A 21,972-nucleotide genomic window follows, 5' to 3' on the forward strand; every position below is an offset into this window, starting at 1 on the left:
GCTCGGCGCTCGCCCGCGGAAAGCGAGCGGAATGCTTCGGAAAACAACAGTAGAGTCACAGTGCCAAATGAAAAAGAGAGGTATTCAACGATTTACTCGTTAAATACCTCGCGATGTGAGAAGATATAGACTTTTTCAGTGCCCTCGTATTGTACTGGGGAGTCGGTTTGTCAGGAAATAAATATTATTTTTCAGTTACTGTATTCCCCATTGCAATAGAAATTCTATTCCAATTGTTGATCTGATTGATGATTAAAACAAGATCAACATACTGTTTCTCGTCATAGTATTCACATACACGCTTATATAGTTCATCTGGAACTCTTTTAGTAGGAATTAAAGTAATATGCTCAGATAATTCTAGAGCAACTTTCTCTTCAGGTGTATAAAAAGTACATTCATTCCAAGCATTTAAACAATAAATACGCTGTTCGGTTTCACCCATCATACGAGCATCGGATGTATGCAAGTCTAAGCAGAACGCGCATCCATTAATTTGGGAGACTCTTATTTTGATAAGTTCCCGAGTTACTCGATTAATTGTAGACTTCTTTGTGTATTTTTCCATATCCATCATAATTTTCATACCATCAGGTGCAACATCATAGTAGGAAACTCTTTGGCTCATACGGCAAAACTCCTTTTGTGTTTAGGATAAATTTATTATAACACTACACACGAACATTTGTACTGATTTTAACTTTATGATATTCGATTTAAATGGGAATTTAAGAAAGAAAGGATGAGTTTTTTTGAAAAAGGTCAAACGCTCTATTTTTTAAAGAGCATATTTTTTACAGAAATAAGGTTCTTGTTGAAAGTGAAATTTTAAACGTGGGACGAAAATAGATCACTGTTAAAGGAAAAGACATTAGAAGAGAGATTAAATTTGATAAAAATACTCTGCTTCAAGTAACAGACTTAGGAAATAAAGGGCGTTTGTATTTAACAAAACAGGAATATATGGACGAGATCAAGTTACAGTCCAATATAGCACAAATTAAAAAACATTTTTCATCATGGGGGAAGCAAAATAACTTTAGACAAAACTCGGAGCATTCTGGCCATTCTAAAGGAGTGACTACAGAACAATCTGAGGAAATTAATAAGTATGGTGTGATCCGCATTTTCAATGCCAAAATCTAAGGATTTGCGAAAAATTACACTTAAACTCCCATGAAAGAACTTAATCATCTTTCATTTTCTGTGATGAAGAGCTGATTTTTGCGCTTCATGGATGGCTAACGGTGGCTTTTTAATCTATATGTAATGACGGTGGAACTAAACAACCTCTAGTTTTATTAAGTCGTAACAACCAAGTTGAGTTACCCAGTGTGGAACTGACCTTACATTAGAGCAATATCATGTCTACAATTTTAGGATTTGGTCAAAAAACTCCCATCAACCACTGCTATTAACATAATAGTTAGACCGTATATTACACTCCATTCAAGTATTGTTCGAACCGTAGGCTAAGGGAATATAGTGTTATTGTATTGGCTATGTCATTAAAAAATATTCTCTGCTGGCAATATACAAAAAGCGTTTACAAATGCTGAAATGGATTTTGTGTATCACTGGATTTGTTGCCTTGCGGTTGATTTTTTCTACTAAAATAAAATATAACTCCATTGGAATTGAGGGTAAAATGCATTTTAATAATAGTATAGGGAGTGAAAAGGATGAGAGAAATAAGTATTGCAAAAGTTATTACAGCAAAAAGAAAAGAAAAAGGTATCACACAAGATAAACTTGCTGAGTATGTCGGTGTATCGAAGGCTTCCGTATCCAAATGGGAGACGGCTCAAAGCTATCCGGATATTACCTTGCTGCCACAATTGGCAACCTATTTTAATATAAGTATTGATGATCTCATTGGTTATCTCCCGCAAATGACAAAAGAAGATATAAAGAAGACATACCAACAACTGGCTGAGGATTTTAGCAACAAACCTTTTGATGATGTACTTGATCGATGCCGTGCCATTATAAAAAAATATTTCTCTTGTTTTCCTCTGCTACTACAAATGGCTAAATTATATGTCAATCATTTTGTCCTTGCTACGGAAAATGGAAAACAAGAAGCACTGTTACAGGAAGCCATTGAATTATGTACCCGGATTAAGAAGGAAAGTAATGATGTATGGATCGCGAAGCAGGCAAATTCATTGGAAGTACTATGTCATATAATCTTAAATCAACCAATGGAAGCCTTAGAATTACTTGACGAAACAATGAAGCCGCCGATTAGTGATAACTTTTTACTCTCCAATGCCTATCAAATGACAGGAAATATAGAGAAGGCAAAGGAACCTTTACAGGTCAGTCTGTATCAACATCTCCACGGCCTTCTTGCGCCAGCACAGTCATACTTGCTGTTAGTTGCCAATCAACCTGAAAAATTTGAGCAGGCCCTTGAACGTTTTATCGAAATTGCAAAAATCTTTGAAGTAGAAAAACTGGACCCTAATTTGGTGTCGTTGCTATATTTGGCCGCATCACAAGGTTATATGATGCAAAATAAACCGGAAAAAGCATTGGAAATGCTCGGAAAATACACATACATTTGTACGAACGTCCTTTTACCGTATGAATTGAAAGGAGATTCCTTTTTTGACAGTATTGAAAACTGGCTGAAGGATTATGATATTGAAGCTCCTAGAGACGAAAAGATAGTAAAAGAAAGTATCGTACAAAGTGTTATAGAAAATCCTGCATTCTTCCCATTGCACAATGAACCGAAATTCAAAAGTATTGTTGAAAAATTAAAAGCACAAATTTGAAAGTAACTGATAGGGCCAACTTGATGCATTCTCTTATCTTTAGTTTTTAATTAAAGGTGGTAATCATAATGAGTAATGAAAAAATTGTTTTAGGTGCTGAAACAAAGTACCCACTGAATGGAATATTAACTATTCCTGATGAAGCAAAAGGATTGTTTCCTGCAGTTGTATTGGTACAAGGCTCTGGTCCAAGCAACATGGATGAAAAAATCGGAAACATTTATCCTTTTAAGGATCTTGCTGAGGGTTTGTCTGGAAAAGGAATTGCAGTACTGCGATATGATAAAAGAACATTCGTATATGGTAAAGAAATGAGAAAGGATATTGCGATATCAGTGAAAGAAGAAACCATTGATGATGCAATCCTCGCTGCAAATTTTTTGCGAAGAGATTCACGTATTGATTCAAACAAAATATTTATTATTGGTCATAGCTTAGGTGGGATGTTAGCTCCGCGAATTGATGCAGAAGGTGGTAAGTTTGCTGGAATCATTATTATGGGTGGTTCTCCACGCAAATTTGAAGAAATTCTAATGGATCAAAATAACGAAGTTTTAAATTCATTGAATAAGTTTTTGAAAGTGATTGCCGAAAAACAAATATTAGCAATATCATCAAAGTTTGACAACATCTATAACCTAAGTGATGAAGAAGCAAAATCAACTTTAGTTTTAGGAAAACATGTTAGAGCCTACTACCTAAAAGAAATGGGCGAACATCCATCTGCCAATTATCTCAAGGTATTAAATAAGCCCATTTTCATTCTGCAAGGAGAGAAAGATTTTCATGTATCGGTGGAAAAGGATTTTAATGGTTATAAAAGAATGCTGGGAGATAGATCAAATGTAACGTATAAGCTTTATCCAAACCTGAATCATGCTTTCATGCCTTTTGTTTATGGCGAGATACGAAAAGCAAAAAAAGAGTATACAGTTGCACAACATGTCGATCAACAAGTGATCAATGATATTGCCGATTGGATTCATTCGGTATCGGAATAGTCATCAGGAGGTAAATAACAATAGCTATTTCTATTTACAAACTAGGCACGAAATAATTTCTTAGGAGAAAACTAAATCATGAAAAAGATAATAAATTGGAGACTATTCTTCCTACTTATTGCCGTATGCGTCGTGACGGGCGTAATGGTTATACCGTTTACGTACGCGCTTGCGCCGCTGCCAGATAACGCACCTATGCAGCTCATCATACCTGCGCAGATTGCACAAACACTGGTGTTAGGTGTGCTGGCAAGCTTTTTCGGATTGCTTTTGGCGCGACGTGTTGGATTTGGCGCACCGATTTTGGAGGGAATTACAGGCGGTGAAAAGCGGAATGGCTATCTGAAATCTATACTCGGTGCATCTGTCCTTTGGGGCATTTTGGGCGGTGTCCTTGTCGTTTTACTGTGCATCCCGTTCTGGAATATGTCTGTTGAACTAATGAAGGCGGAAATGGCGGTGCCGGTTTGGAAATCCGCGCTTGCGATTTTCTATGGCGGTACGGCAGAAGAAATATTATTCCGACTTTTTTTGATGACGCTTTTGGTTTGGATTGCTTCCAAAATCAAAAAGGCGAAAGATGGAGGACCAACTAAAATCGGCGTGTGGTTGGCTATTATTATAACAGGGGTTATTTTTGGCCTCGGTCATCTCGGAATCACGGGCGCAATAACCGCCATCACTAGCGACGTAATCCTCCGAGCGGTATTGCTTAACGGCTCTCTCAGCGTTATCTATGGTTGGCTCTACTGGAAAAAGGGTCTGGAGTCGGCTATGATTGCTCACTTTTCTACCGATTTTGTGTTGCATATACTCATTCCGCATGTAATAGCGCCATTATTTATCTAATCGGAAGTATAGGACATAACCAAAAAGTAATCATTGGTAGTGGATCAAAATTCCATTTCAATAGAATTTTTGGAAATAGGGAAATTTCATTAAAATAACCTTGTGATTTTAGAGTTATTGATAAATGAATTATAAAAAGATTCTTTTGTTGGCATTCAGTACTCCGAAAGTGTGCATCAAAAGAATCTTTTTATTTTCATTTTTTTGTATCATTCCATCTGAGAAGGTCTAAATGAGTATCAATTGAACGATTGATCATAGAAAAAATCTATGGTCATCATCACACACCTCATTTATTAGAAGAGGCACTGTCTTGGCATGTTCATCTAGCGAACGCTAAGACAATGAAAAAATAATGAAATGATGACCAATATTTTACCTGCATCTGTAATTGCTATTTTTTTCCTAGACGATCGAATAGTGGAATACCTTGTTCATTTTCCAATACTTTAATTTGATGGCTAAGCGTCGGTTGAGAAATATTCAATTTTTCGGCAGCCTTTGAAAAATGAAGCTCATTACACAGTACTAAAGTATTCAAGCTCTCATATCTCCATATACGTACGTTCTTTATTAAAATTAGAGAACCGTATAAATCCCCTGAGAATTTAAACTTTAGCTAGTTATTAAAGAACCAACAGCTTCTATTTCAATGTTACATAGAAATCTTAGAATTAGTTATGGTCGAAAAATTGTTTTTCTTATTCTACACTGGTATAATTTAGGTGACTTTTATGTTGAAAAATCGTTATATTTTGGAGGGGAAATTTGTTTAAAAGAAAAATCTGGAGTAGCATTTTATGTTTCGTGTTAGCCGTCATAATCTTCATAACATGGTCATTAAAAGATGATGACAATAAAAAAATTGAACCTAAAGAGAGCGTTTCACTAGAATTACCAAACTCCGCACAATTACATTTGGAAGCCAATGGTTTACTACTGCAAAAAACCAATAGTTCAAATAAATCACATATTCGTTCAACAGATCAAACAACGATTTATAATTTATTTGAAAATGGGGAAAACATGGGTTCCATCAAGGTAACTGTTCGAGAAATCGATAATGGGGATTTCTTCATTTTCACTCAATTACAAAACAAAAGCAGTAAAGGGTATAGTGCCTCGATATCGTACCCCATAAGCGGAAATATAAAGTATGATTTGACAGATTTCGAACGCCAGGAAATTCAACATGAGCACGATCATGTATACGGTGTAGATCCAACCACCTATCCTATCGGCCTGTTAACAGTAAAGGAACACGAAAACTTAGTGACCAATATGATGATAAGCCGAAACTACATATCGAAAGAACTAAAAACCAACTATGAGAACGGGGACAACAGTGTTGTCCGAGAATTGACGAGTGAAAAAAAGGACTTAAAATTAATGCATGATGATAATGGCCTTACTGTAACGCTTCCACTTCAATCAGTTGGAAATGATATATCTGAAAACTGGTTGTTACTATCTAAAGAGCCTCTATTTAAAAAACAAGAAGCGCTTGATGAATGGATTAGCCAAAGTACTAAACAATACAAAGAAACGAACAAATGGTATACAGCAGAAGGGCCTTATTCAAAACTTCCATGGTCGATCGAACCAGAAACAAAATTAGGATATGGACGAAACCTGGTGAGGGTCCAAGATAAAAAAGCGTTAAATTACTATGAAACTACACAGGAGCGATACTACTACGATTTGCTACTAAATTCTGTTGCGAACTTATTTATTTTTCAAGGAGATCACAAAGGGTTATGGGAAACGGAGTATACGAGTACGTGGTTGAAAAAAGATTATGGCATCCAAGCTCCCTATACCGATACTAGGCATAACGAGAATGTCGCGCTATTCCTAAAAAAAACAGGGGACATGCTTGACATCAAAGAACTTAAAAACTCGATGATCACCTACGCAGATTTTTTGGTCGATCAGACGAAAAATGGCAACATAATCGAAGTTCCTGAAGGTGGTTACCTTGTGACCGATTATTATTCTCCCCAGCAGACAAAGAAGACACATACATCTTTAAATCATGCTTTAGGAGAAATGAATTTCCTGCTAGAATCTTATCAACAAACAAAAGAAGCATCGTATTTAGACGTAGCTAGAAATATGAGACGGGGTATTGAAAACATCGGAGAAAAATGGTTACGAGAGAATGGAGATGTCTGGTATCAAGTGAATGGTGATTTCACTTTTGACGGAATTGATTATCCTCTCTTGACGTTAGGAGATTTACTGAAGTCTCAACAATGTTGGGAAGCTGTTGGAGAAAAACGAAGTGAAATGTTTGATCAACTCATTCGCTCAAAAGCTCAATATCTCGTGGAAAGTAAACAGGAAATTCTTCGACCAGTAGCGGACCTTCTCATTAACCAAGGATTTGGGGATATCATCGAAGGATACAATAATATTCCTAAGTTTTAATAAACCTGCAAAGAAGCTATTTTGATTATCTTTTTCAAAATAGCTTCTTTTCATTCATCTAGCCGCCATTTGACAGTGTTTACACGAGCGACGTGTCCTTTGTGCATAGAAACAAGCGGCTATACACAGCATAATACCCCAAAATAAGAAACATGTATAAATGATGATGAATATAGGGAAAATCAGTCCACCCATAGCAGTTGGAAGGTATGTGGAATTCCCTATTTGAAACAGTACTGTCGCAAGACCAACGATTCCACCAATTGTTAACAATGTACACGCTACAAAGGCGATGAAAAGCACAAGCCAGCGTGGCAATTTCTCACCCCATGGTTGAATCAATGCTAGAGCAAGAACTACTGCAAGAGCGGCTAAGATTGCGGTGAAATCAAACTGGCCCACATGTCCTGTAGCTAGTGCGACTTCTCTATTAATGTAGCCTAACGATCCCCCTGCACTCCAATATACTTTTAATCCTCCATAGAACAAGGCGGGAATACACGAGAGATAACCGGCATTTCTTGCAAATCTTCTCCATCGAGTAGATGAAGGCGTAGTGACCCGACCACAGAAAAGGCAAGCATGACGTAGCCAACGCTGATAAATAAGTGTTCTTACGCTCCATAAAATTCCTCCTGTTAAGAAGAGTCCTCTAAGGATAAAACCGGGTTTATCCACCGACAAAGGAATGAAACCAAAGAGACGAAGAGCATCAATGACAATTAGGCCCGTCGATATTCCAAATAGTAATACCGTACACGTTGACCAGGCAACGATGAGGAGAAGCCAGCTTGGGAGGTTTTTACCCCAAGATTGTACCATGGCAAGTGCCCCCGGGATGGAGAGGATACAAATGCTGCCCGCAATCAACGCATATCCTCGGAAGATAGAACTATGGAACAATTCACTGATTTCGTGACCATAGCTAACAGGAGGAAGACCGACCATTCCACCACTCGCCCAAAAGAAGTAGACGCCGGCTAAAATTAGTGCCAACACACACCAACCATAGGTCACCCATATAGTCCAGCGAGGCTGACCACAAAAAACAGAGATTGGAATAACATTATTTTTGTTAATAGTTGATATTTCAATTCACACTCCCGACTCTCAAAAATACAATATATACCAATTGTAAAACCTAACGTTAAAGTTTGCAATAACACGTTAATAAATTTGAAGGATATTCGAAAGAGAAAAGAACAGTAAATACGCGTTGTTTAATTTGGTCTGAGGCAACTTATTTTTATAATCTAAATTTATTTAGTAATGGTAAAAAAGGTTGTTGTAGACCCACTCGATATTCGTCTGATATTATAGTTGAGTATTAATTGAATGAAGTAGGTTAAGGGGATTTGAGGAGAATTTCTCCCCTCATTTTTTAGTTTTAAAACTCTTAATCGGAGGAGAAATAAATGGTTAGTGAGAGAGAACAAATTAGCAAAAAAGTTGCATGGATTGCACTTGTATCCAACCTAATGCTAATGATAGGTAAAATCTTCTTTGGTCTTTTTGGAGGTAGTGAGGCTGTATTCGCAGACGGAATTCACTCTGGGGCAGATGTAGTAGCTTCGATTGCTGTGCTAGCAGTTGTAGGTATCTCTAATAAACCACCCGATAAGGATCATCCCTTTGGGCATGGTAAGGCAGAGGTGATAAGTGAAGCAATCGTTGGCATTATTTTAATATTAGTTTCACTCTATATATTCGTAGAAGCAATTTTAGCATTTTTTGACCAACCCGGTGTACCACAGTACAGTGCATTGATTGTAGCTTTAATTTCTTACATAGCGAAAGAAATATTATATAGATACTCCATAAAACAAGGAAAAAAATGGAATAGTAAGGCTATAATAGCGATCGCTTATGATCATAAAGGAGATATTATTGCTTCCCTTGCAGCATTTATAGGCGTCTTTTTAGCGATTATAGGAAATGCAATTGGATGGACATATTTGTTATACGCGGACGCAATCGCAAGTGCTTTAGTAGCTTATTTTATTTTTAGAATCGCAATGGAATTAGTTAAACCTTCTGTTGATATTTTAATGGAAAAAAGCGTGGATCAGTATCTTTTAGATGGTTATGAAGCCACTATTCATGAATTTTATCAAGTTAAACGAATAGACAAAATCCGTGCAAGAGAACACGGTCACTATAAGATTCTAGACGTTCGTCTTTCACTTAATCATGATTTAACAATTAAACAAGGCCATGATATAGCTCGTGATATAAAAAATGAACTATTAAATAAATACCCAGATGTTGGGGAAGTCCTTATTCATATAAATCCTTACTATATAGAACCTGATCAAAACTAATTTACAAAAAAGTGCTGGTAATAAAGTGGCTGAATGCTATCGATGAATAGCTAAGGAGCATACTGACGAATTCAATAAAAATAAACGTAAATCAGACTTTTATTACATTATAAAAATAATTACTTAAAGAGCATGCTTTTTACTTCATAAAGTAAAGAACATGCTCTTTTCTATTACCTCTTCCAGAATCGTCGATATATCCCCATATATAACTTCTGCACTGTAAAAAAACATCTTCTTTTTCTACTAAGTCAACATCAAAGAGTAACAATCTATATTAAACGATCATTGAGAAAACATCCTACAAAAATGCTTTGGACTTAAAGTGGGGATTTATTTAAAAATGACCATTAAACAAAGGTAAGCTCTTGGAGCAAGATCATTTGAAGAAAGAGGATTGACGTAATATATAGGTTAGAAAGAAAAAGGGTATCGCCTTCTTGTATTTAAGCGCAGAGAGTCGCTGCAGCATGGGCTTTGATTTCAAATCCAAACAGTATAAATAATAGTAGCTTCAGGAAAACAGGTTCCAGATGGATAAATTTGATGTAATCTTAAAAAACGTTGAAAGGATGCCAAAAGCGGGATTAAATGTGGGTGAAGGGGCAATATCCGTTCTTTTTCCTATTTCCATCTATTATCTTCTTCCATGTTAAAGAAAACGAGTTCAGATCGTCTCAGACTTGAAGTTACTAACAATGGAAACATTACCTCATTAGCTGTTGTAGATCCGTTAAGGTCATTAAAGATATTTATGAGTAGTTGAAGAACCACTCTATTATAAATAATTGTAGTTTACATAATATTGTCATAACTTATTCGAATTATCGGATAGTGCTCCTAATTTATCGTTCATAAAGGGATTATTCATATAAATTATGGTAATTACTATTTAAAGTATATTCACCCAATGTTTGCAACATATGTAATACATACATTAGTTGCAAACATTGTGTTAACTTTCTGGTTTGTGATTTTAAATGAGGAATCCTTAACATAAAAATAAAGAAACAAAGTTATTATTTGAAATTGAAATTTTACAGTAAATAGAACATTTAGATGACCATATATCGGGAAGGGTGATGATCAATTATTAGAGTAGATATTAAGAAAATTTTATTGCTGATTGGAAGTCTTATATTAATGATGCTACTTGCTGCTTGTGCAAATGAAAAAAAACCAAGTCAGCCAGAATTTAAAAAACAATATTTTGAAGGAAAAAGTGATAATTGGTATGTAAAAATGGTAAGCGAAATGGATAGCAATAGACGCTATATCATCTCTTATATTGGACAAGAAAATAAACCATTAAATTTTAAATACGAAATATATGAAGCTTCTCACAACCCAACATTTGGCAATGGCGAATTTAAAAACGAAGAGGAATTTGAAATTCATGTAAAATGCGGCGGTCCGTGTGATGCCCTTCCTAATAATGTACCTATTCAAATTCAATGGGAAGGAGAAGAAGAAAAAGTAGTAATTCGTAATAAAAAATAGAATGTTGTCGGTAACATCGTTCTACTCTAAAAATATTTTCCATTCATTGAATCTTGGCAGAAAAACAAGTTAGACTATCTACCAAACTGATGGAACGAATGCTCTACAAGTGGATGATATTGAAAATCCAGCGGTTTGGACTACATAGAACAGCTATACAAAGAAGTACGTTTCCAGCTCTTACTATAGTAAATATAGATAAGATGGTGTGAGATATAAATCTGCGCCTTTATATATACGGTACAGATTTATAATAATATTTTAAGATTAATTAGCGATTCTCGTTTACGTTCAAATTCTAGTGTGCTGTCTCACGCTTGTATTCAAGCCATAGGATGCTACCGTGATAAGCTTTAATAGAACATTGAAAAAAGCCATAGAGAAAACATAAGAAAGGGCTTGTGTGTAAATGCCTCATAATTACGACCGTCTTGCTTGAATTAAGGTAAACCAATCATTTCCATTATACTTTCCAGAAACTCTATATATTGGCTGATAGAAATCTTTCGTATCATACATATAAGAAAGCTCGATTAATTCTATATCAAGTTGATCTCCTTTTTTTATAACAAGATCATCCTCATTCACCAATGCATTATATTTTATTTGGGGAAATTCCCCATTTTTTATTCGCTCATACACTTCTGCAGGAGACAGTATGTTCACTTCTCGTTTAAATTGATTCATATGGATATTATATGCTAACGAAGAAACATTGCCATCTTGTTTAAGATCAAGCATTATGTCTCCAGTCCAATAATCAGCGTTTAAATTAGTATTATCCTTAAGATTCCATGCAAATTCTCCAGTATCCAATACAGTCATTTCAGCGTCTTGGGGTAGTATATCAAATTCGTCCATCATGACCTTTGCCATGTCAAACAATGACTCTTGCCCCGATAAAGTAGTTTGCCCTGGCGTATAATTATTCTCCTTTAATGACCAGTATCCATCTGAACCAACAAACAACGTGTATTGGGAACCTGCTTTATTCTCCAATAGAATCTCACAATCACCACTAGTAACATGTTCATCCAACACTGATAATCCTAATTTCTGTTGCAATAGGGCCTCAACTTCATTATTTTTAATGACTTTCTTATATACTGGGGCAATTGTCGGTAATGTGCTTAATTCCAGTGAAGTTGATATTTGTACATCTGACATATTCGATTTTGTATAAGCGTTTATTGCTAAATGACCAAACTCCTGTTGAGCGTAGACAATATTCATCCCAACAAAAATCAAACCCATCAATAGCGGTATGGCAAGGTTTCCGACTAGACTTTTTATTTTTACTTTTTTGTGATCAACGATGGAAGCCCCTAGTCTGTAAAACTGGTATCCCATAATACCACCAAGTGAGTTGTTCATTAAATCATCAAGCTCAAAAATTCCGGCTCCTGAAAGTGTCTGATACGTTTCTATAGATAACGTAGCACTTATAACAATAAGAAGAAGCCACTTAAATTTTTTGAATTTAGAGCTAATTAAAGGTAAAAAAATGCCTAGAGGAACAAACATCAAAATATTAAAAATACAATTTTGAAGATCACGTAAAGAGTATTTTTTCCATGCATCAATATAACCACTAAACGGCTGAAGGTTCATCTGCAGGGAATGGGAAGTGCCACGACCAAAAACAGTTAACTCCAACACAAAAATAATATATCCGATGAAGACTGCACCAAGAACAAGTTTCTTTATACGAATCTGTTTTTTTCGATCTGACAGCTGTTTTCGATAATAAAAAAAATAATATAGTGCGATCAGTATGAACTCAATTCCAATAATTATTAATACAGGCAACATTAAATACCGAATATTACTAAAAATCTCTGTCATTCCCAAAGCGAGACTCTCCTAACTGATGATATTTGCGGTTCTACACGACTAGTCGATTACTATTAATTCCATTGGCTTAAATTGAGGTGTTTTTTGTCGACCTATTAATTGTAAATGGAAATTATTAATATTTAGCTAGGCTATTTATGAAGAATTTCTTAAGAACTTGCTATGCCTTCTTGCGCTTTAAATGACAAATAAAAGGACTCAAAAATTTAATGAATTAACGAAAGGTACAGCTCAGGCGTTGAATACAGCAATAACCAAAATATCTTATAGAAGAGGTAGGAAATAACCCAAAATTGTTAGAACGAAGCTGGAAAATTAATGAGCTGTACAACAATTTATATTTTGATAAAAATCCAGGAAAAAATAGAAAGGAATCACCGAATAAGATGATTCCTTTCTAAATAAAGTTATTATTATTCAGTATAGGACACGCCATAAATAAAAGGTAGCGTATGATTCCCAGTTTTTCCACGGAAGCGATATTTCTAAGATTTCATCTTTCGTCGGCTTTCGATCCATATTACGTAAAACTTTTATCGAATTAATAAGACCCACATCATCGATTGGGAAAGCTGTCTGGAACCTTAGGCAGCGCATGAGAACATAATTGGCTGTCCATGGGCCGATCCCTCGTATTTTAATTAAGCTCTTCTCAGCATCTTTAAAGTTCATGTTCATTAATTTCTCCCTCGATAATTCTCCACTTGCCATTAATTTGGCAATTCCAATAATATATTCACTTTTTTTCACCGTCATTTTAATACCTGCTAGGTCGGTAGTTGTTAACTGTGCAATTCGTTCGTACGATGGGAACACCCAATACTTTTTGCCATTCCATTCGATAGAATCGCCAAATCCTTCTACAAATTGCTTCTTTAAGGCGTACGCGAAGGCTAAGTTAATTTGTTGCCCTAAAACTCCCCAACATAATGCTTCAAATAAATCAGGAATGCCTATAACTCGCATTCCATAAAATTTTTCGGCGGGCATTTTAAGTAATGGGTCTGCCTTTGCGTTAAATCGTTATCAAGATCAAACCATTCTTGAATATATTTGACAATCTTTTCCCGCTTCCACTTTTCAATAGGTCTACAATCATTTAGGAATTGAACAACCATTTGTTTATGATTGATTACGCTGATCTGTACTAAGGACCGAAATTCTCCTATGGCAATAACTTTTGTAATTTTATCGTTCTCTATTTCATACATACATTCATTTTTTTCTCTTGTTAAATAGCCTAGGTTAGCATTCATGTCGAAATTTCCAGGTAATGTGATTACAATATCATCATTGACTTCATGCCATGTCATTTTTCCATTCTCCTCATCTAAATACGATTTTCTATTGTAATTTTACTTTATCACATAAGTATCTTACCTAATTTTGTTATCTTGCTATTACATTCTAAACACCTTATTTTTTTCTATTTATGAGGTTATAGTGTTAATTATTAAGAATGCTAAATAGGAGTGGATAAAGATGGTCCAAGATATAAAAACACGTGTCGAAAACTTAAATTGGGATTCCATTCAAAATGAATTAGATGAGCAAGGATTTGCAAAGCTTCCAGCGATTTTAACAAAAGAGGAATGTGAATTATTCATAAAATTGTATTATGAGGTAGAACCATATAGAACGACAATCAATATGACGAGATATCGCTTTGGGAATGGGGAGTACAAATATTTTTCCTATCCATTACCTGAAATCATCCAAAGTTTAAGAGAGTCCTTCTATCCGGAATTAGCAAAAACAGCTAATCGATGGTTGAGTTATTTAAAAAAAACAGAACAGTTTCCAGATCATCTTCAAGATTTTTTGAACACTTGTGAAAAATATGAACAAACGAGACCGACACCTTTACTCTTAAAGTATGAAACAGGCGGGTTTAATTGTTTACATCAAGATATATATGGCGACATATTTTTCCCGTTTCAAGTAGTATTTGTATTAAATCAACGAGATAAAGACTTTGGCGGTGGAGAATCGCTATTAGTGGAACAAATTCCTCGTGCTCAGAGTAGGGGACATGTCATTACTTTAGAACAAGGCAGTGCGCTGATCTTTCCTACAAATTACAGACCTGTTCTAGGCAAAAAAGGATATTATAAAAATACGGTTCGTCACGGCGTAAGTACGGTTACTTTTGGAGAACGATACGGTCTTGGAATCATTTTTCACGACTCTAAATAAAAAATTAAACTTCAAAATCTTGCGATTCTATTCCCAGAATTGTACATTCTGAAGTTATAGGGAGTATATTGTAAGGAGAGGTGAGATAAATGCCGGATAGAATTAATAACGGACATCAAGAAAACGATGGTTATAGCACTTTGAACGATGCAGAAATGATAACAGATGAAAAGTGGCAAGCAATACTAAATAATGATACAGCGTACAATCATCAATTTTTCTACGCTGTAAAGTCGACAGGGATATTCTGTAAACCATCCTGTAAATCTCGCGTTCCAAAAAAAGAAAATGTATGCATTTTTTCAAACGCAGAACAAGCCCTCCGCGCAAATTTTCGCCCTTGTAAACGGTGTAAGCCAACTAATGAAAATCTGCCAGATAGCGAGTGGGTTAATTTAATTACTGAATACATTGATAAAAATTTCACAGAAAAATTAACGCTAGAGTCGTTAGCAACTATTTGTCACGGGAGTCCGTATCATATGCATCGAACATTTAAAAAGATTAAAGGCATTACGCCGGTTGAGTATATACAACAAGTGAGAGTACGCGCGGCAAAAAAGTATTTAATTCAGACAAATAAAGCGATTGGTGATATCGCCATATGTGTGGGTATGGCTAACGCGCCTTATTTTATTACTTTATTTAAAAAGAAAACTGGACAGACGCCAGCACAATTTCGTCAAATGAGTAAAATGGGGGAAAAGTACAATGGAAACAAAGAATAAACCAACCCTTTATTGGTCTTTATTTAAGTTTAAGGATTGGAATTTTTATATTGGTTCAACTTCAAAGGGGCTTGTGTTTGTGGGTTCACAGAACAAACCATTCGAGGAATTGTTCGAATGGGCTAAGAAACGCTTTCCAGGAAGTCCTCTTGTTGAAGATGATGAAAAGCTTGAACCTTATGTTATTGAAATCACTCAGTATTTAGAAGGAAAGCGCAAAACCTTTACTGTTCCATTTGAGTACGTAGGTACGCCATTTCAGCTAGCAGTCTGGAATGCACTTTGTGAAATTCCATATGGACGAACGACATCCTATTCCGACATTGCAAATAATATAAAAAAGCCAGCAGCTGTTCGTGCTGTAGGAGCGGCTATTGGAGCTAATCCGATATTAATGACTGTACCGTGCCATCGTGTAATAGGAAAGAATGGCTCATTAACTGGCTATCGTGGCGGTTTAGAAATGAAGACACAGCTCCTGGATCTAGAAAAACGAGGTTCATCTAGCAATGAGTAATTATTGCCGTTTAACTTGATTCAGCAGAAGTCCCCCACTTCTATAAATGGAGGAATGAATACGAAGATACATATAAATCAGGAGGGGGTCCAAACTCCCTGCTGATTCAAGTTAAGCCTCCAGCGGATGTCACAAATTTTGAATGGAGTTAATTGTGCAAGCGCAATTCAAAATTTGGACGCAATTACGCCGAGGCATTAGATTGAATGGAGGTTCATCATGAAAAGTGAAATATTTTATAAAAGTCCGAAAACCATTCTGAATAAAGGGACTGGCTTTCTTTCTGGATATACACATTCCCTAAATCCTTATACAGGCTGTTCATTTGGGTGTTCCTATTGTTATGTACGCGAAATGCCTGTAGCTCTTTTTCGAGAAGGAGAATGGGGAAATTGGGTTGATGTTAAAAACGGAGCTGCGAATTTATTAAAAAAGGAGCTCCATCGCGCCAAATCTAAAGGAAATGTAACCATTTTTATGTCCTCAAGTACAGATCCATATCAACCAATTGAGTATCAGGAAAAAGTGACGCGATCTTTACTAGAAGTTATGGTAGAAGATCCCCCTGACTTCCTATTAGTACAGACTAGAAGCCCATTAGTAAGTCGAGATATTGATTTACTGCAACATTTTAAAGATAAAGTTCGGGTAAGTATGACAGTAGAGACAGATAGGGAAGATATTCGTAAGCATTTTACGCCCTTTGCTCCTCCTATTCCGGCAAGGCTTACAACACTCCAACAGCTTACTGAAGCCGGTATTCCTGCACAGGTTGCGATCGCTCCCGTATTACCAAGTAGCGAGCGATTTGCGGAAATATTACGTACATTGGTTAACCGAGTATGTATTGATGATTATTTTATGGGGGACGGCAGTGGCGGTAAACGCACACACAGGATGGGCTTACAAGCGTTATATAGAAATCTGGAAATGGAAGAATGGTATCATCCATCCGTCTATCAAATGGTTTATAAACGAATGCGACAGTATTTTTCGGAAGATGAACTTTTCATTAGCCAAAAGGGATTCGAACCTTAGCAGTAAGTAGTACCTGCATGGTTACGACTCATCATGAGCAGGAAGAATTAACAGAAGAGAAGAAAGCCTATTTTGCACAAGAACGTGAGCAAATATTAGCCAAGTTACGAGATCTCTAATTAGATGAGGAATAGTAAAAAACCATTATAAAATAGATATATATATATATATATATATATAGATTTGTATATCGCAAGAAAAAGGGGTAATTCTGTTCCATGGACAGCCATAAAATTGGCTATCCCATCTAAGCACGTTCGAAAATTAGAGCGCTTAACAGGCATAAAATCCGTAAAGGCTTTTTTCGGGTTTCAAATAAAAAAATGGAAGGTAGATAATCCGTAATTAACACTTTTAAAACCATATGTGTTATAAATAAGCTAATAATTTTTTGGAGGTGTATCACATGGATTCAAAGGAAACACCAGAAGAAAAAAGAGAACGTTTAAGACAAAGTGAACTTAAAAATAATCCTACTGGTTCTTTAAATGATGGAATTAATAGAGGAATTGGCGGTAATTTAACTGGTATGGGTTGGAAAGAGTCGATTGCATTAATTTTATTGTTATTTATCGGATAGATCGTATATAAGTTATTTTTCAGTAAATAGTATTCGGAAAATTCATATTTTTTACATTGATCAGTCAATCTGGAGAAAATAGACTAAATTTGGCATTTTTAAAATATTCCATGTCTCCGTAAAAAACGGATGGCAGCTTTTATTTTATGCTGTGAGAGCGATCGAAATGGGTAACGGTACGTGTTACTGAATCTAGATCGCTCTCACAGCGTTATTTTTATTGTTTTAGTAAGCTCAAAGCTGTAAATCGTAATTTAAAATTCAAAGCATCTTCATTTAGTTTCAATTTCACCAAAAAGTTTTCCTACCAAAATCTAAGAGATCAAGGATTTGGTAAAACTTTAGCCTTTTACAATTTGAGAAAAAAATTTTAAAAGGGTCACTGAGTTAAGGTGACCCTAAATGAGGGAGGATGTGACGGTCAACCAACGCCACAACCGAATAAGTGTGTGCGATACACTCAATATTAATTTGTGCAAGTAGCTGTTACTTATACATATAAAAACGCATCGTGTCACACGCCTATAAAAGTCGCCATGCGTAAAGTGCGAAACTTTGTTCAATTTGCATTACTACCATTGGTATACTGATATGTACGTTTTAATGGAGCAGCCGTTAGAGTGTGTCAATTTAAAATAATGTAATTATCATCAATTGCAAAACATACTTTTGGAAGAATTTTATTATTGTCGAATATTGACTTTATTATCACTTAATATGTGAGCTAACAATAATAAGAGTAATTCCTGTAAAAAGGCAAATAATTCTCGTCACTGGAATTTTATCAGCTAGTCCAAATAATGCAATAGCAGTCGTTACAATTAAAACTGTTGGACCAACCAAAGCAAGCATTGTATTAATATAGAATGCTTTTTCTAAACTATTAAACTTTAGCATCAACAATCCAGCACTTACTTCAATACTTCCAGACAATACCCGTAAAATAACCATAGCAAGAACCGATTTTTCAATAACTGTCATCATCCAATCTTTATAGATAGTTTTTAACGGTGAAAATAAAATTCTCTTATATTAATTTCCATCATTAGGATAGTTGTAGACTTCTGTTTTAATATGAAATACTAAAATCAATATATGTATGATTCGTGTTAATTATTCTTGTTATATTATGCTTTATAGTGTTCATTTAATAAGCGATTTTCTAGTTAATAGTTCAAATAGAATCTGTTTTTAGAAATCCATTTTCTCCATAGTTTTTTAGGGGTTATATTTGTATTAGCAACGGGTTAAATTATTATTAAAAACAACTATCTGTAGCGTATGCTAGCCAAAAATATTATGAAATTCTTCTTAACGAAAGAAAGTCCATTCCGAAACAAGTAATACTAATAGCATTCATAACAATTTCTATTTTCCTTAAATGTTGTATCGCAAAGCTAGTCGTCCGTATAGGAACAATAAACGACGTTGCTGAACACAAATTTAAAACCGCATATGTCAAAAGAAAAACGAGACGCCAGGATCATTGGTAATCATTGATCCTGGCGTCTTTAATAACCAAAAAGGTAAAGAACTCACTTCCTCTATAGTTTCTTTTAGGCCCTCAGATAACCGCTGATTATTATTGCTGTAACACTTATAGTCGGACTACTTCCTATAAATTTTTGTAATTCCTAAATGTACCCAATTTCTCACGCCTAAATAAAGCTCATATTTAAAAGAGATCGCCTTTCTTTTAAAAAAACTCTCTAAAACCGGTTCGGCGGGATCCTTTTAAAAATCTTTTTTATACGAAATATTGCTAAAAAATGCAGAATAGTTCACCAAGAAAGAAAAATAGTTAACGGTAGTCTGTCTTTTCAGAATTTTACCTATACCAGGTCTCGATGGAATCATTGCCGCTGAAACAAAGCTATCTTTTTTAGACACTGTAGAAAGTCAGATTGTGATTCGAGGCTATGATTTGATTGAGTTATCACAAAGATATTCGTATTTCGACATTGTCTACTTATTGTTGCATGGAGAAATACCAACTACTGAGCAACGAGCTGATTTACAGGTTAAGTTGAAATCTAATTACCAGGTTCCACAAGATATTTTTCAAATTTTCAAGTTATTACCTGATGGGACGCATGCTATGGATGGGCTTAGAACAGGCATTTCTGTGTTAGCAGGCTATGATCAGCAAATCAATGATCGTTCAACTGAAATGAATTTGTCACGAGCATATAGACTTTTAGGTGGTATGCCAAATATTGTAGCGAATAGCTATCGTGTATTAAATGATCAAGATGTCGTGGAGCCTGATAACCAGCTTTCCTATAGTGCCAATTTTTATTACATGATAACTGGTAGAAAACCAACTGCTTTAGAAGAAGAAATTTTTGATTAATCACTCGTTTTATATAGTGAACACGAGATGCCAAATTCGACGTTTACGGCTCGTGTTATTGCCTCAACACAATCTAATTTGTATGGTGCTTTAACTGGGGCGGTCGCATCATTGAAAGGGAATTTACATGGTGGGACAAACGAGGCAGTAATGTATATACTTCTTGAAGCCAAAACAGTAGATGGCTTTGAATTAGTATAGGAAACGAGAAATATACAATTGATGATGACGGATTCTTTGCTTTATTGAAGAAGGAAGTTTAGTAACGATGGCTTTACTTGAAGATCATTTAGTTGCATATGCAGCTCTTTTTTTATTGGTATTAATGATGCAGGGTACTTGAACATGCAGGTTATTACCAAAGCAAAATTTTAACTTCCGACACTATATTAAATAAATATCCAAACTATATTGTGCAGTAGAAAACCGGGTAGAATATTCCAATCAGCTTCTGTTTTTTAGTTTTTTTTCCATTTCAATACCCACACTGAAAACAGCGAAAATCATACTAAAAAAAAATACTATTTGAACGAATCTGTCAGCTGTCCAATACCCTAAAAAATTCATGAAAACAATGATGACAAATAAAATTGTTGAAACAATTTGCGTATAGAAACGTAAATTACCAGACATTTTATCCCTCCAATTTATGTGAAAATACATCAAGCTTTAAGGTTAACATGTGCAATAAAAAGAACAGCTAACAATTAAGTAAACTGTTCAAATGGTATTATTAGTGGATTTTTATTAGGTGTTAGGTGTTCATTTCAATAGATTTTTCTTCTAGAAGTATCTACAACAGCAGATATTTTCATCATAAATAAGTGTTATTGAAATACCAAACCCAATCGAGATAAGTATTGTTCAAATCTTCAGCCAATATTATTTTTCTTTGTCAGATAACTTCACTGAAAATGTGCCGAGATTGTTTTCTTTTGAAATAGTATTAATAATGTTAGTTATTTTATTTATTGTTTTATCATCCCTATCAAAGTTAGATAGTGAAATTGTTAGAACTTTATTTTCAGGTGAATATATTGTATAGAGGATTCTTTTGTCTGGAGAAAATCCGTGTTCTACGAGACCATTTATAATTTTTTTAGTTAATTCAACTTCTCCAATCTTTTTGTTTATCTCTTCAACTTCGACACAAATGCATATGAGGAAATATCTGTAACAGATTGGGAATTATGATTATAAAATACGTAGATGCCAATTGTAATTAATAAAAGAATAATGGAAAATATGATCTTTTTGATGTTAATTCCTCCTTACATGCAAAGTATGTATTATTTTTAAAATATATGATTTTAAAGAGGAAAATGTACAGGAGAAAAGAGAATAGGAGGGATAGCAAAGTCAAAAAATGAGGGAATGATATATGGAGTGATCCGAAACAATGCGATGGACTTAGATATTTAAAATAAATAATAATACTGACGCTAGGTAGAGTCTATATGCTTAGAGAAATAATGGAGAAAACCGGCAAAAAAATTGCCGGTTTTGGAATCATAATCAATTTATTTTGTATCGTTATTATTTTCAAATCGACCAGAAGCTAGCTTTTTGTTAGCTTCTGCTTGTTGAATTTGTTGTCTAATTTGATTAACATCAGTTTCATTTCCGAATTCTTGGCTCATCGAATTCATTGTACCAGAAGCTTGTTTTTTGTTAGCTTCTGCTTGTTGAATTTGTTGTCTAATTTGATTAACATCAGTTTCATTCCCGAATTCTTGGCTCATCGAATTCATTGTACCAGAAGCTTGTTTTTTGTTAGCTTCTGCTTGTTGAATTTGTTGTCTAATTTGATTAACATCAGTTT

17 protein-coding genes and 3 pseudogenes are annotated in these 21,972 nt (G+C 35.0%); 12 read left to right on the forward strand and 8 right to left on the reverse strand.

Translation table 11 applies throughout. The features are described from left to right. Positions 1–184 precede the first annotated feature (184 nt). Positions 185–628, reverse strand: a complete 444-nt coding sequence (locus tag ACIQ7N_RS22250; protein WP_402936299.1) for a carboxymuconolactone decarboxylase family protein — start codon at positions 626–628, stop codon at positions 185–187. Positions 629–1,682: 1,054 nt separating this feature from the next. Between ACIQ7N_RS22250 and ACIQ7N_RS22255 the strand changes: the two genes are divergently transcribed. The 3 genes from ACIQ7N_RS22255 to ACIQ7N_RS22265 all read left to right on the forward strand — a co-directional run bounded on the left by ACIQ7N_RS22255 (position 1,683) and on the right by ACIQ7N_RS22265 (position 4,633). Then, a complete protein-coding gene (locus tag ACIQ7N_RS22255; protein ID WP_402936301.1) occupies positions 1,683–2,783 on the forward strand; it encodes a helix-turn-helix domain-containing protein in 1,101 nt (366 codons plus the stop codon). 68 nt (positions 2,784–2,851) lie between these two features. After that, the gene (locus ACIQ7N_RS22260) at positions 2,852–3,784 is read left to right on the forward strand and encodes an alpha/beta hydrolase family protein (RefSeq protein WP_402936303.1); all 933 of its coding nucleotides are present in this window, start codon (positions 2,852–2,854) and stop codon (positions 3,782–3,784) included. 78 nt (positions 3,785–3,862) lie between these two features. Beyond that, entirely contained in the window at positions 3,863–4,633 is a 771-nt protein-coding gene (locus ACIQ7N_RS22265; protein ID WP_402936305.1) for a CPBP family intramembrane glutamic endopeptidase, read from the forward strand. A gap of 368 nt (positions 4,634–5,001) precedes the next feature. Here the strand turns inward: ACIQ7N_RS22265 and ACIQ7N_RS22270 are convergent. After that, positions 5,002–5,192: pseudogene (locus ACIQ7N_RS22270) on the reverse strand (LysR family transcriptional regulator); the annotation flags it as partial. Between the two features lie 209 nt (positions 5,193–5,401). Between ACIQ7N_RS22270 and ACIQ7N_RS22275 the strand changes: the two are divergent. Beyond that, on the forward strand, positions 5,402–7,063 hold the full coding sequence (locus ACIQ7N_RS22275; RefSeq protein ID WP_402936307.1) for a hypothetical protein: 1,662 nt from the start codon (positions 5,402–5,404) through the stop codon (positions 7,061–7,063). A gap of 54 nt (positions 7,064–7,117) precedes the next feature. On the opposite strand, the gene ACIQ7N_RS22280 is transcribed toward ACIQ7N_RS22275, so the two are convergent. Further along, on the reverse strand, positions 7,118–8,059 hold the full coding sequence (locus tag ACIQ7N_RS22280) for a hypothetical protein (protein WP_402936308.1): 942 nt from the start codon (positions 8,057–8,059) through the stop codon (positions 7,118–7,120). Between the two features lie 419 nt (positions 8,060–8,478). Between ACIQ7N_RS22280 and ACIQ7N_RS22285 the strand changes: the two genes are divergently transcribed. Both ACIQ7N_RS22285 and ACIQ7N_RS22290 read left to right on the forward strand, forming a co-directional pair. Continuing rightward, positions 8,479–9,384 (forward strand): cation diffusion facilitator family transporter, encoded by a 906-nt coding sequence (locus ACIQ7N_RS22285; protein ID WP_402936310.1) that lies wholly within the window; start codon positions 8,479–8,481, stop codon positions 9,382–9,384. 1,143 nt (positions 9,385–10,527) lie between these two features. Continuing rightward, positions 10,528–10,884, forward strand: a complete 357-nt coding sequence (locus ACIQ7N_RS22290) for a hypothetical protein (RefSeq protein WP_402936312.1) — start codon at positions 10,528–10,530, stop codon at positions 10,882–10,884. A 420-nt stretch (positions 10,885–11,304) separates the two neighbouring features. Here the strand turns inward: ACIQ7N_RS22290 and ACIQ7N_RS22295 are convergent, their stop codons facing one another. After that, positions 11,305–12,729 (reverse strand): VanZ family protein, encoded by a 1,425-nt coding sequence (locus ACIQ7N_RS22295; RefSeq protein ID WP_402936338.1) that lies wholly within the window; start codon positions 12,727–12,729, stop codon positions 11,305–11,307. Between the two features lie 426 nt (positions 12,730–13,155). After that, a pseudogene (locus tag ACIQ7N_RS22300) lies at positions 13,156–14,051 on the reverse strand (DNA glycosylase). Positions 14,052–14,220: 169 nt separating this feature from the next. Here ACIQ7N_RS22300 and ACIQ7N_RS22305 point away from each other — a divergent pair. From ACIQ7N_RS22305 to ACIQ7N_RS22325, 5 genes are all read left to right on the forward strand, one after another. Next, a complete protein-coding gene (locus tag ACIQ7N_RS22305) occupies positions 14,221–14,934 on the forward strand; it encodes a 2OG-Fe(II) oxygenase (RefSeq protein WP_402936313.1) in 714 nt (237 codons plus the stop codon). Positions 14,935–15,023: 89 nt separating this feature from the next. Next, a complete protein-coding gene (locus tag ACIQ7N_RS22310) occupies positions 15,024–15,662 on the forward strand; it encodes a bifunctional transcriptional activator/DNA repair enzyme AdaA (RefSeq protein ID WP_402936315.1) in 639 nt (212 codons plus the stop codon). After that, entirely contained in the window at positions 15,646–16,179 is a 534-nt protein-coding gene (gene adaB / locus ACIQ7N_RS22315) for a methylated-DNA--[protein]-cysteine S-methyltransferase (RefSeq protein ID WP_402936316.1), read from the forward strand. The genes ACIQ7N_RS22310 and adaB overlap by 17 nt, the downstream gene beginning before the upstream one ends. A 219-nt stretch (positions 16,180–16,398) precedes the next feature. Next, positions 16,399–17,217 (forward strand): SPL family radical SAM protein, encoded by an 819-nt coding sequence (locus ACIQ7N_RS22320; protein WP_402936318.1) that lies wholly within the window; start codon positions 16,399–16,401, stop codon positions 17,215–17,217. A gap of 406 nt (positions 17,218–17,623) precedes the next feature. Next, entirely contained in the window at positions 17,624–17,797 is a 174-nt protein-coding gene (locus ACIQ7N_RS22325) for a DUF6366 family protein (RefSeq protein WP_402936320.1), read from the forward strand. Between the two features lie 708 nt (positions 17,798–18,505). Here the strand turns inward: ACIQ7N_RS22325 and ACIQ7N_RS22330 are convergent. Further along, positions 18,506–18,781 (reverse strand): YqhV family protein, encoded by a 276-nt coding sequence (locus ACIQ7N_RS22330; protein ID WP_274068928.1) that lies wholly within the window; start codon positions 18,779–18,781, stop codon positions 18,506–18,508. Between the two features lie 841 nt (positions 18,782–19,622). Between ACIQ7N_RS22330 and ACIQ7N_RS22335 the strand changes: the two are divergent. Further along, a pseudogene (locus ACIQ7N_RS22335) lies at positions 19,623–20,342 on the forward strand (citrate/2-methylcitrate synthase); the annotation flags it as partial. Positions 20,343–20,594: 252 nt separating this feature from the next. Here ACIQ7N_RS22335 and ACIQ7N_RS22340 read toward each other — a convergent pair. Continuing rightward, positions 20,595–20,783: a hypothetical protein gene (locus ACIQ7N_RS22340; RefSeq protein WP_402936322.1), complete on the reverse strand. Its 189-nt coding sequence runs from the start codon at positions 20,781–20,783 to the stop codon at positions 20,595–20,597. 887 nt (positions 20,784–21,670) lie between these two features. Beyond that, on the reverse strand, positions 21,671–21,972 hold a 302-nt coding region (locus ACIQ7N_RS22345), incomplete at its 5' end, for a gamma-type small acid-soluble spore protein (protein ID WP_402936324.1).

The organism is Lysinibacillus sp. NPDC095746, assembly GCF_044763535.1.
Lineage (GTDB): Bacteria > Bacillota > Bacilli > Bacillales_A > Planococcaceae > Lysinibacillus.

Bases quoted from the DNA above. Each gene is read 5' to 3' on its own strand.
- ACIQ7N_RS22250 (WP_402936299.1), bottom strand. From the start codon at position 628: ATGAGCCAAAGAGTTTCCTACTATGATGTTGCACCTGATGGTATGAAA.
- ACIQ7N_RS22305 (WP_402936313.1), top strand. From the start codon at position 14,221: ATGGTCCAAGATATAAAAACACGTGTCGAAAACTTAAATTGGGATTCC.
- ACIQ7N_RS22330 (WP_274068928.1), bottom strand. From the start codon at position 18,781: ATGATGACAGTTATTGAAAAATCGGTTCTTGCTATGGTTATTTTACGG.
- adaB (WP_402936316.1), top strand. From the start codon at position 15,646: ATGGAAACAAAGAATAAACCAACCCTTTATTGGTCTTTATTTAAGTTT.
- ACIQ7N_RS22285 (WP_402936310.1), top strand. From the start codon at position 8,479: ATGGTTAGTGAGAGAGAACAAATTAGCAAAAAAGTTGCATGGATTGCA.
- ACIQ7N_RS22265 (WP_402936305.1), top strand. From the start codon at position 3,863: ATGAAAAAGATAATAAATTGGAGACTATTCTTCCTACTTATTGCCGTA.
- ACIQ7N_RS22320 (WP_402936318.1), top strand. From the start codon at position 16,399: ATGAAAAGTGAAATATTTTATAAAAGTCCGAAAACCATTCTGAATAAA.
- ACIQ7N_RS22255 (WP_402936301.1), top strand. From the start codon at position 1,683: ATGAGAGAAATAAGTATTGCAAAAGTTATTACAGCAAAAAGAAAAGAA.
- ACIQ7N_RS22340 (WP_402936322.1), bottom strand. From the start codon at position 20,783: ATGTCTGGTAATTTACGTTTCTATACGCAAATTGTTTCAACAATTTTA.
- ACIQ7N_RS22310 (WP_402936315.1), top strand. From the start codon at position 15,024: ATGCCGGATAGAATTAATAACGGACATCAAGAAAACGATGGTTATAGC.
- ACIQ7N_RS22290 (WP_402936312.1), top strand. From the start codon at position 10,528: ATGATGCTACTTGCTGCTTGTGCAAATGAAAAAAAACCAAGTCAGCCA.
- ACIQ7N_RS22325 (WP_402936320.1), top strand. From the start codon at position 17,624: ATGGATTCAAAGGAAACACCAGAAGAAAAAAGAGAACGTTTAAGACAA.
- ACIQ7N_RS22295 (WP_402936338.1), bottom strand. From the start codon at position 12,729: ATGACAGAGATTTTTAGTAATATTCGGTATTTAATGTTGCCTGTATTA.
- ACIQ7N_RS22260 (WP_402936303.1), top strand. From the start codon at position 2,852: ATGAGTAATGAAAAAATTGTTTTAGGTGCTGAAACAAAGTACCCACTG.